The sequence below is a fragment of the Photobacterium piscicola genome (assembly GCF_900166965.1).
Classification (GTDB): domain Bacteria; phylum Pseudomonadota; class Gammaproteobacteria; order Enterobacterales; family Vibrionaceae; genus Photobacterium; species Photobacterium piscicola.
Window position 1 is genome coordinate 1 of the sequence record NZ_FUZI01000007.1, and the last position, 18,347, is coordinate 18,347.

13 protein-coding genes, 1 tRNA gene and 1 rRNA gene are annotated in these 18,347 nt (G+C 38.3%); 9 read left to right on the plus strand and 6 right to left on the minus strand.

What is annotated here, in order from left to right; all coding sequences use genetic code 11:
* Positions 1 to 115, minus strand: a 16S ribosomal RNA gene (locus CZ809_RS15800); the annotation flags it as partial.
* A gap of 758 nt (positions 116 to 873) precedes the next feature.
* On the opposite strand from CZ809_RS15800, the gene tsgA reads away from it, so the two are divergent.
* Positions 874 to 2,061 (plus strand): MFS transporter TsgA, encoded by a 1,188-nt coding sequence (tsgA, locus tag CZ809_RS15805; RefSeq protein ID WP_080158535.1) that lies wholly within the window; start codon positions 874 to 876, stop codon positions 2,059 to 2,061.
* 88 nt (positions 2,062 to 2,149) lie between these two features.
* On the opposite strand, the gene lysS is transcribed toward tsgA, so the two are convergent.
* Positions 2,150 to 3,658 carry a lysine--tRNA ligase gene (gene lysS, locus CZ809_RS15810; protein WP_080158536.1) on the minus strand — a complete coding sequence of 503 codons (1,509 nt, stop codon included), beginning with the start codon at positions 3,656 to 3,658 and terminating at the stop codon, positions 2,150 to 2,152.
* 292 nt (positions 3,659 to 3,950) lie between these two features.
* Here lysS and CZ809_RS15815 point away from each other — a divergent pair, with 292 nt between their 5' ends.
* From CZ809_RS15815 to CZ809_RS15830, 4 genes are all read left to right on the plus strand, one after another.
* A complete protein-coding gene (locus CZ809_RS15815) occupies positions 3,951 to 5,417 on the plus strand; it encodes a winged helix-turn-helix domain-containing protein (RefSeq protein ID WP_080158537.1) in 1,467 nt (488 codons plus the stop codon).
* A gap of 467 nt (positions 5,418 to 5,884) precedes the next feature.
* Positions 5,885 to 7,237, plus strand: coding sequence for a cadaverine/lysine antiporter (gene cadB, locus CZ809_RS15820; RefSeq protein ID WP_080158538.1), 1,353 nt, complete (start codon positions 5,885 to 5,887; stop codon positions 7,235 to 7,237).
* Positions 7,238 to 7,325: 88 nt separating this feature from the next.
* The gene (cadA, locus tag CZ809_RS15825; protein ID WP_080158539.1) at positions 7,326 to 9,458 is read left to right on the plus strand and encodes a lysine decarboxylase; all 2,133 of its coding nucleotides are present in this window, start codon (positions 7,326 to 7,328) and stop codon (positions 9,456 to 9,458) included.
* Positions 9,459 to 9,595: 137 nt separating this feature from the next.
* On the plus strand, positions 9,596 to 10,288 hold the full coding sequence (locus tag CZ809_RS15830) for a 2'-5' RNA ligase family protein (protein WP_080158540.1): 693 nt from the start codon (positions 9,596 to 9,598) through the stop codon (positions 10,286 to 10,288).
* A 74-nt stretch (positions 10,289 to 10,362) separates the two neighbouring features.
* On the opposite strand, the gene CZ809_RS15835 is transcribed toward CZ809_RS15830, so the two are convergent.
* Positions 10,363 to 11,226, minus strand: a complete 864-nt coding sequence (locus CZ809_RS15835; protein ID WP_080158541.1) for a PA4780 family RIO1-like protein kinase — start codon at positions 11,224 to 11,226, stop codon at positions 10,363 to 10,365.
* Between the two features lie 296 nt (positions 11,227 to 11,522).
* On the opposite strand from CZ809_RS15835, the gene CZ809_RS15840 reads away from it, so the two are divergent.
* On the plus strand, positions 11,523 to 12,845 hold the full coding sequence (locus tag CZ809_RS15840; RefSeq protein WP_080158542.1) for a hypothetical protein: 1,323 nt from the start codon (positions 11,523 to 11,525) through the stop codon (positions 12,843 to 12,845).
* 224 nt (positions 12,846 to 13,069) lie between these two features.
* On the opposite strand, the gene CZ809_RS15845 is transcribed toward CZ809_RS15840, so the two are convergent.
* Positions 13,070 to 13,154 (minus strand) — tRNA-Leu (locus CZ809_RS15845).
* 241 nt (positions 13,155 to 13,395) lie between these two features.
* Here CZ809_RS15845 and CZ809_RS15850 point away from each other — a divergent pair.
* A complete protein-coding gene (locus CZ809_RS15850) occupies positions 13,396 to 13,887 on the plus strand; it encodes an RDD family protein (protein ID WP_080158543.1) in 492 nt (163 codons plus the stop codon).
* 64 nt (positions 13,888 to 13,951) lie between these two features.
* Here the strand turns inward: CZ809_RS15850 and lptG are convergent, their stop codons facing one another.
* Positions 13,952 to 15,025, minus strand: a complete 1,074-nt coding sequence (gene lptG / locus CZ809_RS15855) for an LPS export ABC transporter permease LptG (protein ID WP_080158544.1) — start codon at positions 15,023 to 15,025, stop codon at positions 13,952 to 13,954.
* On the minus strand, positions 15,025 to 16,125 hold the full coding sequence (gene lptF, locus CZ809_RS15860; RefSeq protein WP_045036400.1) for an LPS export ABC transporter permease LptF: 1,101 nt from the start codon (positions 16,123 to 16,125) through the stop codon (positions 15,025 to 15,027). The genes lptG and lptF overlap by 1 nt, the downstream gene beginning before the upstream one ends.
* A gap of 194 nt (positions 16,126 to 16,319) precedes the next feature.
* On the opposite strand from lptF, the gene pepA reads away from it, so the two are divergent.
* Both pepA and CZ809_RS15870 read left to right on the plus strand, forming a co-directional pair.
* Entirely contained in the window at positions 16,320 to 17,828 is a 1,509-nt protein-coding gene (gene pepA / locus CZ809_RS15865) for a leucyl aminopeptidase (protein ID WP_080158545.1), read from the plus strand.
* 48 nt (positions 17,829 to 17,876) lie between these two features.
* Positions 17,877 to 18,332: a DNA polymerase III subunit chi gene (locus CZ809_RS15870; RefSeq protein ID WP_080158546.1), complete on the plus strand. Its 456-nt coding sequence runs from the start codon at positions 17,877 to 17,879 to the stop codon at positions 18,330 to 18,332.
* Positions 18,333 to 18,347 lie beyond the last annotated feature (15 nt).

The following is an 18,347-nucleotide window of genomic DNA, read 5'->3' on the forward strand; positions in this document are numbered from 1 at the left end:
CCCGTCCGCCGCTCGTCAGCAAAGAAAGCAAGCTTTCTTTCTGTTACCGCTCGACTTGCATGTGTTAGGCCTGCCGCCAGCGTTCAATCTGAGCCATGATCAAACTCTTCAATTAAAGTTTTGTTGTCTCTTTCGAGACGGCTCAATGAATACTGACTTCAAAACTACCTTAGTAATTTTAAAGCTATTACCATTCCAACAGAATGGTAATGAATTGACTGTGCCAAATAACCGTAGTTATTTGTATTGGTCACTCAGTTCATTGATAAATCTTTCGACTTAACTATTCAACGAGTGCCCACACAGATTGCATGGTCAAATTGTTAAAGAACAACACTGATTTCGTTGTTAGCCAATGGCTTACTCCGTGTCAGTGAGGTCGCATTATAGAGACTTCGATCACATTGGCAAGCGTTAATTTTCAAAAAAATAAAAAAAAATGCGACCTCGTACATACTATAATCAAATTTTCCAAATACGGTCTAAAAGCCATCATTAACAGGCTTTTTTATGCAGCTAGTAGAGCGGTAAAAGATTACCTATTTATACTAAAAGATAGCCATATAGTATAAACAGAACAAAAATGTCAAAATATTTACCAACTAAGAATAACAAGACATAAATAACAGCAATAAATTGTTAAAAAAACTTAAATTCACACAACAAGAACAACAATAAAAACAATCAGTAATAAAAACTCGACTTATAAATACTGATTATTCATATCTTATAGGTATGATAAATCCCCTTATGTCATATAATGGTGACATGTGTCACAAACAAAGCTAGTCCTTATGTTAGGATTCAGCCCTTTCATTAATTGGCATTCCGTTTGCCTCTTTAATTATAATTGAAAGTTATACAGGATTTTCTATGACAAACCAGAATCGCATCCTTCTGACGTGGATAAGCTTCTTATCCTATGCCCTTACTGGATCTCTGATTATCGTCACCGGTATCGTTATGGGAGATATTGCCAAATATTTTGATTTACCAATATCGAGCATGAGTAACACGTTCACTTTTCTTAATACCGGTATTTTAATCTCTATCTTCCTTAACGTATGGTTAATGGAAATTGTGCCGCTTAAACGCCAGCTCATTTTTGGTTTCATTCTCATGCTGTTAGCAATTCTTGGTCTTATTTTTGGCCATAATCTTGCTATCTTCTCTGGCTGTATGTTTGTATTAGGTGTTGTCAGTGGTATTACCATGTCTATTGGTACTTACTTAATCACTCATATTTACGACGGCAAAGAACGCGGTTCTCGCTTACTGTTTACTGATTCATTTTTCAGTATGGCTGGTATGATTTTCCCTGTAATTTCAGCAGCCGTACTCGCACACCACATGCAATGGTACTGGGTATATGCTGCAATCGGTATTATCTACCTTGCTATTTTTATCCTAACATTGATGTCTACATTCCCAGTACTAGGTAAAGATGCACCTCAAGAAGCTGCAACAAATGAACCTAAAGAAAAATGGGGTGTGGCTGTAATATTTCTAGCGATTGCCGCTTTATGTTACATCTTAGGCCAACTCGGCTTTATTTCTTGGATTCCTGAATACGCAACTCAAAAGCTAGGCCTATCTATTAGTAGCGCAAGCCAATTGGTAAGTTACTTCTGGGGTGCTTACATGATTGGTATGTGGATTTTCAGTGTATTACTGAAAAAATTCGACCTTCATTATTTTGTTGTCGTTTTATCAGGTTTAGCGACAGTACTCATGTACCTATTTAATAAAGATACAGATCCACATAATCTTATCTACATTATTTCAGCGCTTGGCTTTATCAGTAGTGCGATTTACACCACTATTATTACCTTAGGCTCACAGCAAACTAAAGTATCCTCACCAAAATTGGTTAACTTTATTCTGCTATGCGGCACGGTTGGTACAATGCTAACTTTCGTTGTAACAAGCCCTATCGTTAAAAACTATGGCACACATGCGGCTTTAGTTACCGCGAATGCGCTTTATGCTGCTGTATTTGTTATGTGTGTATTGGTTGGTTTTGTTACCAAACACCGTATCAATAGCCACGATGGTCACTAATAGAAAAATAGCATAAGAAAAAAGCCTCATCTTGAGGCTTTTTTTATAATCAAATAAAAGCAGTGGTAAAGCTGCTTTTATTCATTCATTAATTATTGTTATTAGGACGCATTGATGGGAATAAAATCACATCACGAATCGTATGTGCGTTAGTAAATAACATCACTAAGCGATCAATACCAATCCCTTCACCTGCTGTTGGCGGTAAGCCAAATTCTAGTGCTCGAATATAATCTTCGTCATACTGCATTGCTTCATCATCACCAGCGTCTTTAGCATCCATCTGGGCTTTAAAACGTGCATCTTGGTCTTGTGCATCATTAAGTTCAGAGAAGCCATTCGCAACTTCACGACCACCAACAAAAAACTCAAACCGATCAGTTAGGAATGAATCTTCATTACTGCGACGTGCTAATGGGGAAATGTCAGCTGGGTAGCCAGTAATAAAAGTCGGTTGAATTAACTGAGGTTCAGCCGTTTCACCAAAGATTTCTTCTAATAACTGACCACAAGTCCAAAATGGTTCAACGGTTAAACCAACTTCTCGTGCGATATCTGCCATTAGTTCACGATTCTTAACATCATCATAAGTTAATGCTTGAATACGTGCATTATCTTGAGTGTAATGTTGAATAGCAGCAAGCATCGTCATTCGAGTATAAGGTCCATTAAACTCAATAACATGCTCACCATAAGGTAATGCAGTATTGCCACAAAGATCTTTTGCAATAGTACTTAATAAGCTTTCTGTAAAATCAATTAAGTCATTGTAATCAGAATACGCCATATAAAATTCCATCATGGTAAATTCTGGATTATGACGAGGTGATAGGCCTTCATTACGGAAATTACGGTTAATTTCAAACACACGTTCAAAACCGCCAACAACTAAACGTTTCAAGTAAAGCTCAGGCGCGATACGAAGGTACATATCTATATCTAACGCATTATGGTGAGTCACAAAAGGTCGAGCAGATGCACCGCCAGCAATCGGGTGCATCATGGGTGTTTCAACTTCCATAAATTGTTGTTTAATCATGAATTGACGAATCGCAGCAACCACTTTTGAACGCATAATCATGGTATTGCGTGATTCTTCATTAATGATCAAATCAACATAGCGTTGACGGTAACGTTGTTCTTGATCCGTTAAGCCATGGTATTTTTCAGGCAATGGACGTAATGCTTTAGTCTGTAATTCATACTGATCCATATTGACATAAAGTTCACCGCGATCTGAACGGTGTAACTGGCCTTTCACGCCAATAATATCGCCAATATCTAGTCCATGATATTGTTCTTTTAATTGTTCTTGGACTTGCTTATCAGCATAAACTTGAATTCGTCCAGAGACATCTTGTAATACAAGGAATGGGCCTCGTTTAGCCATAATACGGCCAGCAACCGCTGTTGTATAAGTGGTATTAATTAAATCTTCCTTTGATTTATTTTCATACTCACAGATCAAATCACGGGCTAATTTCAAGCGACGAAAAGTATTAGGGTGACCATTAGCTTTGCTTGATTTACGAATATGATCAAGTTTTGCGCGACGTTCAGCAATCAGCCTGTTTTCATCAACTTCAGTGTCTAACATGATATTACCTTCTTCTATTAATCGTTTTATAAAAAAATCTAGGTAATCGAATATTTATTTAAAAAAATCATATTTATAATTCAATTACTGGCTTTCTTTAAAATAAATAACCACAGAATAAAAAACGTGATCAACCTCACAAAATATCGGAATTTGAATAATTATTTAAAATTTACAGTTATAAATGAAATATGAAATTACAGTTAACGCTAGAATAAAAAATTCCATCTATATATAAAAGCAAATAATATAGAATTAATCTCATCATAATAATTAATAGAATTAAAACCAAATGGCTTGGGTAAATTATAAAATTAATAACTGGTTATTAATTACAACAGAAAATTGTTTATATAAATCAGGAAAAAATTATATTCTCGAACCTAGAATAACTAAGCTATTAGCTTTTTTATCCCAGCATCAAGGTATTGTATTCACACGAGATGAATTAATTGAAAATGTTTGGGATGGTGCTGTTGTTAGTGAGCAAGTAGTAACACAATCTATTTTTGAATTACGAAAAACACTAAAAAAAATGGATGAAGACCATTGGATTATAACCATCCCTAAACGAGGTTATAAACTTGATATCGACGTACAACAAATATATGTCGATCCCAATACAGGCTTTAAGTTAGAGGAATTTCATTCTTCACATGAACATACCAATGATACTTCAATACAAGCATCATTTCCCGCAGGGCCAATGACACGTGCGTTTAATGAAACGTCAAAAGACGCCCCATCGATCACAGTAACTCATTCAAATACTATCAAATGGAATCATTGGTTCTTTGATTTCTGCATTTTAACTATGCTTTTGATAACTATAATTTTTATAAGCTGGAGCAACGAAAAGGTTATTCTTCCTATCGCTGTATTAAATCCGCGCTTAATTCATATTGAATCCCCTCCGCAATCACCGACAAATCAATTGAATTCAATCGCAAACATAATAAAAGATTCACTATTTGCCTCAACAAACTATATCAGCAGTTTTAGTGCTCAACCTACTGCGGGTAAAACTCTCTCTTTATATATAAATCAACAACACCAACTGCACATTGAATTATTTAACAACATTTCAAAAACAATCATGTTACAAAAAAATATTCATATCGATCGTAATAATGCTTATATCGTAATTGATAAACTACTCAATGAATTAATACAGTCATTAAATTATAATCATAAAAATACCAACAATAGACTTAACTTAACGAATGCTAATACGTTATATGGCTATCTGGCGCTGCCCAATGCTATAAATAATAATGGTGACGCAAATATAAGTTACATTAAAAGCATAAATGAACTTATTAAAGATGCCCCTAATAATAGCTATTTATTAGCAAAGCGATACCTTGCTTATTCAATTATGCTAACTATCAATAATAAAATAACATCCATGCCTACGTTAATGAATTATGGCAAAGAATTAGAAAAAAGTATTACCAACCCTTCTCAATTTATCTCTAGTGAAATATATGATGCGTTAGCACTAAATAATCTTTATCAAGGCGATCTAATTGCTTCTGAACATTATCTATCACTTGCGGCATTGCAATCTAAACAAAATACAGCATTACGTTATATTTTATTAGGAAAAATAAGCCAACTAACACATAAACAAAAACAAGCTAACGAATACTATAGTATGGCTTTATATTTAGATCCCTCGCAAGAAACTCAGCAGCTCTGTGAGAAATTGGTTTTTATATCACAAATAAACGCTTCTGAATCCACACCGCCACATTAAAGTTAACACCTCTATATCGTCTTTTAATCAATATGACACGCAATTCAGCGACCAAGAATAATCGATTGAAGACGTCATTTTAGTGTCTCTATTTTCTTATTGCGTTGCTCTTATGGTGATACTTTTTAAGTCATGATGACATTCGTTAAAGGCTTATATTAATGATAACTCAATCCTTATATGAATTATGAAGCGACCTTTATTTAATTGATAAATAAATTATTTTTTCACACCACTTTTAAGTTACTGATTAACAAGGAAACAAAAATAAAATAAGTTAAAAAAAACCAAAATTATTATTTTTCAATCTTTGAGTAGAAGGTTATTTAATTAACTTTTCTATCTGCTGTAGATTAATTCGCAATTACTCGTCATTGATAATAACTATAGCAATCAACCAGTATTATCTCTGCCGTTAAATATGTTTAACCACTTGAAATATAATTATATTTTTTGGAGATTGTTGCATGTCATCCGATACGTCAAAAAAAATAGGCTTAATAGCCTGTACTGGTGTTGTAGCCGGTAACATGATGGGTAGTGGTATTGCTCTGTTACCCTCGACATTAGCAAAAGTAGGTTCTATATCTATTTATAGCTGGATTATTTGTTTAATTGGCGCGTTATCATTAGCTTTTGTTTACGCTCGCTTAGCAACGAATAACCCACAAGAAGGTGGCCCAATTGCATACGCTGGTGAAGTTTCTCCTGCCTTTGGTTTTCAAACAGGTGTGCTTTATTACCATGCTAACTGGATTGGTAACCTTGCGATTGCAATCACTGGGGTATCATACCTTTCTGTGTTCTTCCCAATTTTGAATAACACTATTCCAGCAGCTATCGCGACTATTGCTTCAGTATGGATTTTCACCATTATTAACCTGCTTGGTGGTTCATGGGTAAGCCGCTTATGTACACTGGGTTTAGTCCTTATTCTTGTTCCTATCGTTGGTACTGCTGTTGTAGGTTGGGGGCATTTTGATGCAACGACTTACATGCAAAACTGGAATACATCACACAGCTCAAACTCTCATGCGATAGTCAGTGCTGTATTGATAACTCTATGGTCATTTGTGGGTGTTGAATCAGCAGCGGTATCTTCTGGTATGGTAAAAAACCCGAAGAAAACCGTACCACTAGCAACCTTACTCGGTACGATTATTGCCGGTGTTATCTATATTCTATCAACCCAAGTTATTGCTGGTATGTTCCCAGCCTCTGAAGTTGCAGCTTCTGGTGCGCCATTTGCACTCGCTACGACAGCAATCTTCGGTGCTTGGACCGCGCCATTTGTTGCAGCATTTACCGCTTTAGCGTGCTTTACATCTCTAGGTTCTTGGATGATGTTGGTCGGTGAGGCTGGCAAACGTGCAGCTCGTGACGGTAACTTCCCCGCTGTTTTTGGTGAAACTGATAAAAATGGCGTTGCTAAAAAAGGCTTAGTTCTTGCGTCTATCATGATGACAATTCTTATGATTGTTATCACGCTATTTAGCTCAAGTGACAGCCATGCATCTAACCTATTTGATATTTTAACGTCAGATGCTGTGCTATTAACTATGCTGCCTTACTTCTACTCAGCGGTTAACTTAATTCGTTATGAAGGTATGACAACGCGCAATGTGTTTGTGATGTTATTTGCAGGTGTCGCATGTATCTTCTGCTTTATCGCCCTTATTGGTGCCGATCCATCTGCATTAGCTGCAACTTTCGTTGTTTCACTAGCCATCTTCATGTTCTACGCTCGTAAGCTTGGCTTCCGTCAACACTTACAACTAGAACAACAAGAACAGGCGAATAAAGTCGCACAATCTCACTAAATATCGAACCTCATAATATTATCAAGGCGCACAATTACACCTCCCTAATTGGAGTGGTGCGCCTTTGCTTACCCTGGAGATATTCAAAATGAATACCATTGCAATATTAAATAATTTAGGCGTATTCTTCAAAAAATACCCAGTACAAGAATTAGAACAAGCACTAGCTACTCGCGGTTATAAAGTCGTTTATCCTGTTGATGATAAAGATTTAATGAAGCTACTTGAAATGAACCCACGTATCAGTGGTGTGATTTTTGACTGGGATACTTACTCATTAGACTTATGCCAACAAATTAATCAAATTAACGAAAAACTACCGCTATATGCCTTTGCTAACGAGCATTCAACACTCGATATTAACTTAGCAGATCTTCGCTTAAATATTTACTTCTTTGAATATTGCCTTGGTAGTGCTTCTGATATTGCGCATAAAATTGAGCAAGCAACAGAAGACTACAAAGACAGTATTCTACCGCCGTTAACCAAAGCATTATTTAACTACGTTGATGAAGCTAAATATACGTTCTGTACTCCGGGTCACATGTCAGGTACAGCATTTAATAAAAGCCCTGTAGGTAGTATTTTCTACGATTTCTACGGTGCAAATACATTTAAAGCAGATATTTCAATCTCAATGCCTGAACTTGGCTCATTGTTAGATCACTCAGGTCCTCACAAAGAAGCTGAAGAATATATTGCACGTACGTTTAACGCTGATCGTTCTTACATTGTGACTAACGGTACTTCAACAGCGAATAAAATTGTTGGTATGTTCTCAGCACCAGCAGGTAGCACAGTACTGATTGACCGTAACTGTCATAAATCATTAACTCATATGATGATGATGACCGATGTTGTGCCAATTTATTTCCGTCCTACACGTAATGCTTACGGTATTTTAGGTGGTATTCCTAAGAGTGAATTTAGCCGTGAAGTGATTGCTGAAAAAGTGGCTAACACTCCTGGTGCAACTAAACCTGGCTATGCGGTTATTACAAACTCAACTTATGACGGTTTGTTCTATAACACCCAATTTATCAAAGAATCATTGGATACTAAGTTCATTCACTTTGACAGTGCTTGGGTGCCTTACACTAACTTTAACCCTATTTACGAAGGTAAGTGTGGTATGAGTGGTGAAGCAATGCCGGGTAAAGTGTTCTATGAAACCCAATCAACCCATAAATTATTAGCGGCATTCTCACAAGCATCAATGATCCATGTAAAAGGCCAATTAGAAGAAGAATCTTTCAACGAAGCCTTTATGATGCATACTTCAACCTCACCACAATACGGTATTGTGGCGTCAGCTGAAATTTCTGCAGCAATGATGCACGGCAACGCTGGTCGTCGTTTAATTCAAGATTCTATTGATCGCGCAATTCGTTTCCGTAAAGAAATCAAAAAACTACGCTCAGAATGTGACGGGTGGTTCTTTGATGTATGGCAACCTGAGAACATCGATACCACTGAATGTTGGAACCTAAAGCCCAATGAAAAATGGCATGGCTTCAAGAATATCGATGAAGATCATATGTTCCTTGATCCAATCAAGATCACCCTACTAACACCGGGAATGAACGAAGATGGTGAGCTGTTAACATCAGGTATTCCAGCGTCTATCGTAGCTAAGTTCCTTGATCAACACGGTATTGTCGTAGAAAAAACGGGTCCATACAGCCTATTATTCTTGTTCTCTATCGGTATAGATAAGCCAAAAGCAATGCAACTATTGCGTGCACTTACTGAGTTTAAACGTGGTTATGATCGTAATATGACCATCAAGTCATTCTTACCATCACTATTTAAAGAAGATCCTCAATTCTACGCTAATATGCGTGTCCAAGATCTGGCTCAAAGTATTCACGATCTAACAGTGAAATACCAATTACCAGAGCTAATGTACAAAGCATTTGATGTGCTACCAGAAATGAAGATGACACCACATGCTGCATGGCAACAAGAGTTACGTGGTGAAGTGCGTGAAATACCATTATCTGAAATGGTAAACGAAATCAGTGCCAATATGATCTTACCTTATCCTCCAGGTGTGCCTGTAGTACTTCCTGGTGAAATGGTAACAGAGCAATCTCGCCCAGTATTAGATTTCCTTGAAATGCTATGTGAAATTGGTAATCACTTCCCAGGCTTTGAAACTGACATTCACGGTGTTTACAACGTTGATGGTGTTTACAAAGTAAAAGTGATCAAACAATAATATCGATTATTGATACGACGATTATTAAGGCATGCTTTGAGCATGCCTTTTTTGATTATTTTGTTATCACTCTAACAAAAATGCACGCCAAAAAGGTATAAAGTGTCATATCACTGACTTTAAAGCAGAACATTGAAATGTTTAAAAAACATCTGTTAGCCTTAGTATGTATCTGTATTAGCCCTGCCGTTATTGCTAACCCCTCAGTACCACAGCCATCAAACACTATTAGCTATAACTTGTTTCTCATTCCTAATCATACCGTTGATAAAACCGTATCGACCATCAGTAACCAACTTAAACAACAGCAATTAGCATCACTTTATAGCCAAGGCTTTCTGCCACATATCACGCTTTATTTAACTGAATACCCAACTAATAATCTCAACTCACTCAAACAACAAGCGCAACAACTGGCAAACCAATGGCACCGTTTTGATTTAACGCTGGATCATATTCAACGGACAAAAGGAAATTGGTTAATGCTGGATGTTAACAATACACCTGAGTTACAACGATTAGCCGATACCGCAGCAATAATGGCGGCCCCACTTCGAACCATGGATCCAAAAATTCCGACATGGGTAAGCCACTATCCTGAAAAATCAGCTGCATTTCAGCGCTATGGCAGTCCAAATGTATTTACTAATTTTGAACCACATATCACCTTATTAGCACAATCTGATCCGCATAAACTGACCCAATTTATGACAAATTATGGTGATCAGTTTCAACCCGTGCATTTTAAAGCACTCGGCATTGGTATCGCCGCTGTTAATAGTAACGGCCAAGCTAAAGCGGTGATTGCAAGTTACTCATTTCCTAAATAGCAGCCATAAAAAAGCTTCAATCGTTAATTGAAGCTTTTTTAATAACAATATTAAACAGTAAACAAAGATAGTGATTACTCACATTCTTCTTCATTGGTATCCATCAATCGAGCTCGGCGTAACTCAGCCTCTGCCATCACAGCATTAATTTCAGCCATTAAGCCATCAATATCAGCATCCATTTCACTTTCAATAAATACACCCGTTAATTCAGTATCAGGATTGAGAGTGCCAGCCTGAAACAATGCCCACATTTCTTTCGCATATTGCGTTTCAAGTAATTCAGGTGCGTATTGGCCATAATAATGCGCCATATTATTTACATCACGCTCAAGCATCCATTTCGCATTATTATTTGCTGAAGCATCTACGGCTTGAGGTAAATCGATAATCACAGGACCTTGACCATCAACAAGCACATTAAATTCAGATAAATCACCGTGAATAATACCAATACATAACATACGGGTGATGTAATTAATCATCACCGCATGATCGCGTAAAGCTTGTTCTTTCGTTAGCGTAATATCATTTAAGCGAGGCGCAACAGCACCATCGGCATCAGTGATCAATTCCATTAACAACACACCGTCAAAACAACCGTAAGGAATAGGTGCGCGTACATCCGCTTTTAGTAATAAAGACAAAGCATCAACTTCAGCTTGTTGCCATACTTTTTCTTGCTCATCTCTACCAAACTTTGAGCCTTTTTCCATCGCGCGAGCACGACGACTATTACGTACCTTACGCCCCTCACGGTAAGTTACCGCTTTCTTAAAGCTGCGTTGGTCAATTTCTTTATAGACTTTAGCACAACAAATTTTGCCACCACTGCGAACAACATACACAGAGGCTTCTTTACCGCTCATCAGTTGAGATAAAACGTCATCAATAAGACCATCTTCAACTAGGGGTTGTAATCGTGGAGGAATCTTCATTACACCTACATTTACCAGTAACTAGGAATATACCTGTTTATAATATCGCATTATCGCTAGCTAAAATTTTTTAACAAGTCTTGCGCAAAAGGATTTGTTAATAAACTGACCGCCCACCAGCCAACAACAGTAAATATACGTCACAAAAAAAACATTATTAGCCATTAAAAACAACAACATAAAATTCCATTCTTCAATATAGATTTAGGTTTCAACGACTCGCATTATTAGTGTCAATAAAAAGCTAGCAATTGATAGTCACTAATTAAAAAATAACAATAATAATGAGATCTTATATGAAGAAATGCTTGGCTACGCAAAAAACATTACTCTCCATCGCTATCATTGGAGCAGTAACACTTTCCCCGTTAGCAATTGCTAACACCACACCTCAAAATGGCTTTATTAACGGCTCATCACTTAATACAAAACTCATCAGTGATACTCGTGTTCGTAGCAATAATACTCACCCTAACTCTGATTTTCATAGTCGATTAAATTATTCATCTTATAACGCTATCGTTGATTTTAATTCAGGCTATTACAATCAATTTATAGGCGTCGATGTTGCTGGTTATTTAGCAGGAGATATCTATAACAATAGTCTTCAAAATGATAATGATGAATATTTATCAAATGAGATCTCATTATCAAATAACCAAGATTGGGGCGCAGGTGATGGCCCACATTTCAAGCTTTATACTGCTGCGGTTAAATTTCAATACCACGATATTTTTAAGGGTAAAGTCGGCTTAATTCAATCAACGGGTAATGGTACTGTGGGTAACGTCTGGTCATTTGTTCCAGGTACTTATCGCGGTTTAGAAGTTAACGCCTATATTGGTAGTGGCAAGTTAACCTATTTTTGGGCTGATAAATACACTGCGCCTTGGTTACTGAGTGAAGATGATTATATTGGCTGGGCAAACACTAAATGGAATTACTTGCATTCAATAGGCTATGCGAATCAATTCGGTAACTTTAGCTACAACCTTGGTATAGGCCAAGCTATGGATGTGCATTATAGCGACAGTAATCGTAGTGTTAATCCAATATCTTATAAATTCTATACCCAGTATATTGTTAATAGCCAAATAATATTAGCCGCTGATTTTTATGGTGTTAAGGATAAAGTTAAATATAACGGCTTAGGATATATGAGTGGTTTATCTCTAAATATTAATCAAGGCCGCTGGGGCTGGTTATCACAGTTAAGGTACGCTAATAGCCATAACGACATTGAGATTGTGCCACGTACCATCTATACCTACGCGATGAATAATGGTAGCTGGTCGCAATTTTGGGATGCATTATCTGATTGGAACCAATCAGGTGAAACATCATTGTATAACCGCTTATCGTTTAATGCAGGCAATGGCTGGAATTACTACATGGGTGTAGGATATGGCTCAGGAATGGATCAAACTAAAGTCGGCTATAGCAGTGAAGCCGCGGTCAACGGTACGATTGGATACACCTTACAGCAAAGCACATTAAAAGGCAGTGTGGTACAGCTACACACTACATGGTTAACTCGTGATGAAGTTAAATCAGCGACAGTCGGTAAAGATGAAACTGATGTCCGCTTACAAGTCATCATTCCCTATACTGTGTTTTAACAACAAAGATCACTGACATTTAGCCTCAACATCAAGTTGAGGCTTTTGATAAGCTATCACTATAGTGATTACCAAATATAACTAATGGTAAAAAATAACAAGGGGGACTTAAACCCGCTTTCCTTTGATTGATGACAAGGTGAAAAGCGAACTTAAGAAAGTTGGAATAACCATGAGGCAAAAAAAAAGCCTCAATCTTACGATTAAGGCTTTTCTCTGAAATTTGGTGCCCGAGGACGGACTTGAACCGTCACTCCCGAAGGAAACGGATTTTGAATCCGTCGTGTATACCAATTTCACCACTCGGGCTTATGGCGGCTATTATACGTATATCGTATTGATGCGCAAGCGTTAATCCATACAATTTACTATATTAAATGTTAAGCGTTGGTTTTTTGATCCAATATTAATTTATTGATGATAATCAGACCGAAATCAATATAAGTATTAATATATTTTGTAGCAATTTTGTACATTCATTCGCATTTAATTTACTGCTACACTGCCGACAACAAGGACTTGCCCAACCATTATTGATACTGGAACCATCATGCAGAAAAAGAAACAGCTACAAACTACCGTTTCACACCAATATCCTAGTTTATTACGTCGTTTAGGGGCTTGGTTCTACGATACGCTTATCGTCACTGCTATTTTAATGGTTGCAGGCGCACTGGCAATGGCCATTGTTGCCACTTTACTCGCGGTGGGTGTGCTCACTTTAGGTGACTACCAAGATGCCAGTGCTTATTTGATGTCGAATCCTACAGCAAGCATGTTATATAGCGCTTACCTTGCTATCGTTATTATTGGTTTTTATAGCTACTTTTGGACTCAAGCAGGACAAACATTGGGAATGCGAGCATGGAAACTAAAACTTCAAAATGAAGATGGTTCTCATATTAAAATTACTCAAGCTTTTATTCGTATTGCAACATCAGCATTTGGTTTAGGTAACTTACTTGCCTTTAATAATAAGCGCCGTTCAATGCAAGATATTATGGCGGAATGTGAAATGGTCGTAACTGAAAAAGTGCACTAATACATCATCAGTCTTAATAAAAATCAGTCATAAAAAAGGAGCCCTTAGGCTCCTTTTTTAATCACTATAATTTACGTCGAAGTAAATAAATCGTAATAGCTAAAAACACCAGACTAGGCGCAAGAGCACCAATAACAGGGGGTAAGTTATAGACTAAGCTCATCGGGCCAAAGACTTCATTGGAAATATAAAATGCAAATCCAAAGATAACCCCAGATAACACGCGCGCTCCCATCGTCACCGAGCGTAACGGCCCAAAGACAAATGACAATGCTAGCAACATCATTACTCCAATGGAGACAGGTTGCAGTGCTTTACGCCAAAAGGCGAGTTCATAACGCATTGCATCTTGCTTAGATTCTTTTAAATAACCCACATAATCATATAACCCAGACAGTGATAGCTCTTCTGGTTTTACCGTAACCACCGCTAACTTATCAGGGGTTAATGTTGTATCCCATTTCTTAGTATCATAATGAGTATTGGTAATCTGCGCCTTGTTAGTCATATCCGTTACCGTCACATTATGCATCGTCCAGCCAAGCTTCACGTCATAAGTTGCCGTTTTTGCAGATAACACATCCAACAGTTTATCTTGGTTATTAAATTGCCAAATATTGACCACATCGATTTGGTTTTTATCATGCACACGGCCAAGATAAATAAAATCATTATCATCTTTTGCCCACACACCACTTTGAACCGATAGCATACTACCGCCACTGATCCATAAAGCTCGCAACTCACGCGCTGACTTTTGCGCTTGCGGTGCGCCCCATTGCCCAAGTAACGTCACAATGATCATTAACGGTACTGCGGTTTTTAAGGTTGATAAACCAATATCTAACTTAGAAAAGCCTGCCGCTTGCATCACCACCAGCTCAGAGCTTGATGCCAACATACCTAGACCAATCAAAGCGCCAAGTAATACCGCCATCGGGAAAAATGTTACGATATCTTGTGGCATGGATAACAACACAAAATACAATGCTTTCAGTAAATCATAACTACCTTGACCGACTTTACGTAGCTGCTCAACATATTTAATGATGGCAGAGAGTCCAACGAGAGTTGATAAGGTTAATGCCGATGTTGCAATAATAGTTCGGCCAATATACCAGTCGAGAATTTTAAACATTAACCACGTCTCCGTAATTTATCTTTGAGGCGTCGAATCGGTAAACTATCCCAGCTATTTAAAGCGATTGCGATCAATAACGCGCCAATATTAATCGGCCACATTCCCATCCAACCAGGAATAAAACCATCTTCAATCGCAGATTTTGCCGATGATATTGCTAAGAAATACGCTAAATAAATTAATACCGCAGGCGCTAATTTAGCAAAACGTCCCTGACGAGGGTTTACCGCAGATAATGGCACCACAATCATAACTAATAGTGGAATACATAAAATTAACGATAATCGCCATTGCAATTCAGCAGTTGCCGCTAAACTTGGATCTTTTAATAACTCAGCGGTCGTTTTCGCTTCCCAATCACGAGAGCCTTGTTTCACTTTACGCTGACCAATTAACGCTTGGTAATTATCAAACTGTGTAATGGCATAATTAAGTTTAGTAGGCACACCTTCATAACGGGTACCTTGCTGTAAGTCTAACATTTGACGACCGTCAGCTTGTTCGGTGACAAAACCACGATCAGCCACCATTACACTCGGTTGTAATGAATCTTGCGCTTTTAATTGGGCAATAAACACTTTATGTAATTTGGAACCTTTATCGGTAATGTCATTAACAAATACCACCCCTGAGCCATTAGGTGCCATTTGGAATGTTCCTTTGACCAGCATATTTAAACCCGGATCAGCCTTAGCTTGATCGGTAATCTGTTCAATTTTATTTTGAGCCCACGGCGCAACCCATAATGCATTGGCGGTGGCTATCGAGCCGGTAATTAAAGCTAAAGCTAATGCGGCACGAATAAGAAATTTATTTCCCATGCCAGTGGCGCTCATTACGGTAATTTCACTTTCAGCGTACAAACGGCCAAATGTAAGTAAAATACCAATATATAAACTCAGTGGTAACATCAGCAATGCCATTGCCGGAATAGAAAGCCCCATTAAAGTCACAATCAGATCGCTCGGAATCGAACCATCCGTCGCTTGTGCTAAAATGCGAATGAACTTTTGGCTAATAAAGACAAGAAAAAGCACAAAAAGTACTGCTAATTGGCTTTTTACTGTCTCTCTCGTCAAATACCTAACAATAATCACGCGTTATATTCCCATAGAAAACTTGTTTTTTTGATGGAATCACTATAGTTTTTGGTTAAATTAGTTATTTTTTTATCTTTCGGCTGAATGTAAGTCCGCGCTTTAAGCCTATACCGAAATCTCGGCAGAGCAAGCAAGTGTGGTATTATCTAACATTTAGCGTTAATTGTCTTTATAGGATGTTAGGAGTACGCATGGAGTTCAGTGTCAAAAGCGGTAGCCCCGAAAAACAGCGCAGTGCGTGTATTGTCGTGGGCGTATTTGAACCACGTCGCCTCTCTCCAATCGCGGAACAGCTAGACAAAATTAGTGATGGCTATATTAGCTCATTATTACGTCGTGGTGACCTTGAAGGTAAACCAGGACAGATGTTGTTATTACACCATGTTCCCAACGTATTGTCAGAACGAGTACTACTTGTTGGTTGTGGTAAAGAGCGTGAACTTGACGAACGCCAATACAAACAAATCATCAAGAAAACCATTAGCACCTTAAATGAAACTGGCTCAATGGAAGCGGTATGTTTCCTAACCGAGCTACATGTTAAAGGTCGCGATACCTACTGGAAAGTACGTCAAGCAGTAGAAACGACTAAAGATAGCCTTTATACCTTTAACCAGTTTAAAAGTAACAAGCCAGAGACGCGCCGTCCACTACGCAAGTTAGTTTTTAATGTACCCACTCGCCGTGAGCTTTCTTTGGGCGAACGTGCGATTGCACATGGTCTTGCTATTTCATCGGGTGTTAAAGCCAGTAAAGACCTTGGTAATATGCCACCTAACGTTGCCAATCCTGCTTATTTAGCCTCACAGGCACGTCGTTTAGCTGATGATTTTGAAACAGTAAGTACCAAAATTATTGGTGAACAAGAAATGGCAACTTTAGGTATGACATCATACCTTGCTGTTGGTCAAGGCTCTAAAAACGAAGCCATGATGTCAGTTATTGAATACAAAGGCCATCCTGATCCTGAAACCAAACCCATTGTTCTTGTGGGTAAAGGTTTAACTTTTGATTCAGGTGGTATTTCTATCAAACCTGGCGCACAAATGGATGAGATGAAGTACGACATGTGTGGTGCTGCATCTGTATTTGGTACCATGAAAGCACTGGCAAAACTGAATCTACCGATTAATGTTGTTGGTGTACTGGCGGGTTGTGAAAATATGCCCGGTGGTAACGCTTATCGCCCCGGTGATATTTTAACCACCATGTCAGGTCAGACGGTTGAAGTGCTAAATACCGATGCCGAAGGTCGATTGGTATTATGTGATGCATTAACTTACGTTGAGCGTTTTGAGCCTGAATGTGTGGTTGATGTAGCCACATTAACGGGCGCATGTGTGGTGGCGCTTGGTCATCATATTAGTGGCTTAATGGGTAACCATAATCCATTAGCGCATGAGTTAATTAATGCCTCAGAACAAGCAGGCGATCGTGCTTGGCGTCTACCGATGAGTGATGAGTACCAAGAGCAAATTGCCAGTCCATTTGCAGATATGGCGAACTTAGGCTCACCAGGTGCTGGTACCATTACGGCGGGTTGTTTCTTGTCGCGTTTTACCAAGAAATACAACTGGGCTCACCTTGATATTGCAGGCACAGCTTGGAAAGGCGGTGCTGCAAAAGGCTCAACTGGACGTCCTGTGCCATTGTTGGTCCAATTCCTTCTCAATCGAGCAGGCCAAGAGATTGTCGAATAAGACATTCAGAAAAGGGCCATTGGCCCTTTTCTTTTAGGACATTAATTTATGACTCATGCTACGTTTTATATATTAGATGATAAGCAAGATGGCGCTAATAGTGATTTTCAGTGGCATTTTGCTTGTCGTTGCGCAGCCATGAGTTACCGTCAAGGATTACGTGTTTACTTACTTGCAGCAGATAAACAACAAGCAGAACAAATAGATGAATATCTATGGCAACAAGATCCCGATAACTTTATCCCTCACAATTTACTTGGAGAAGGACCAAGAGGCGGATCGCCGGTTGAGATTGGTTGGCCCGGTTTACGTTATAGCGGACACCGCGCAGTATTAATTAATTTAGCCGAAATTGTCGCAAATTTTGCGGTTAGCTTTGCACAAGTGGTAGACTTTGTCCCTTGCGATGAAACGCTCAAACAGCAAGCGCGCGAGCGTTACAAGGCTTATCGCCTTGCTGGCATTCAAATTACGACTGCCAATGCTGTTACTGAGACGCCTTAATTCCACATAGAATCC

Bases quoted from the DNA above. Each gene is read 5' to 3' on its own strand.
- CZ809_RS15840 (WP_080158542.1), top strand. From the start codon at position 11,523: ATGAAGAAATGCTTGGCTACGCAAAAAACATTACTCTCCATCGCTATC.
- pepA (WP_080158545.1), top strand. From the start codon at position 16,320: ATGGAGTTCAGTGTCAAAAGCGGTAGCCCCGAAAAACAGCGCAGTGCG.
- CZ809_RS15850 (WP_080158543.1), top strand. From the start codon at position 13,396: ATGCAGAAAAAGAAACAGCTACAAACTACCGTTTCACACCAATATCCT.
- cadB (WP_080158538.1), top strand. From the start codon at position 5,885: ATGTCATCCGATACGTCAAAAAAAATAGGCTTAATAGCCTGTACTGGT.
- CZ809_RS15815 (WP_080158537.1), top strand. From the start codon at position 3,951: ATGGCTTGGGTAAATTATAAAATTAATAACTGGTTATTAATTACAACA.
- CZ809_RS15830 (WP_080158540.1), top strand. From the start codon at position 9,596: ATGTTTAAAAAACATCTGTTAGCCTTAGTATGTATCTGTATTAGCCCT.
- CZ809_RS15835 (WP_080158541.1), bottom strand. From the start codon at position 11,226: ATGAAGATTCCTCCACGATTACAACCCCTAGTTGAAGATGGTCTTATT.
- cadA (WP_080158539.1), top strand. From the start codon at position 7,326: ATGAATACCATTGCAATATTAAATAATTTAGGCGTATTCTTCAAAAAA.
- CZ809_RS15870 (WP_080158546.1), top strand. From the start codon at position 17,877: ATGACTCATGCTACGTTTTATATATTAGATGATAAGCAAGATGGCGCT.
- lysS (WP_080158536.1), bottom strand. From the start codon at position 3,658: ATGTTAGACACTGAAGTTGATGAAAACAGGCTGATTGCTGAACGTCGC.
- tsgA (WP_080158535.1), top strand. From the start codon at position 874: ATGACAAACCAGAATCGCATCCTTCTGACGTGGATAAGCTTCTTATCC.
- lptG (WP_080158544.1), bottom strand. From the start codon at position 15,025: ATGTTTAAAATTCTCGACTGGTATATTGGCCGAACTATTATTGCAACA.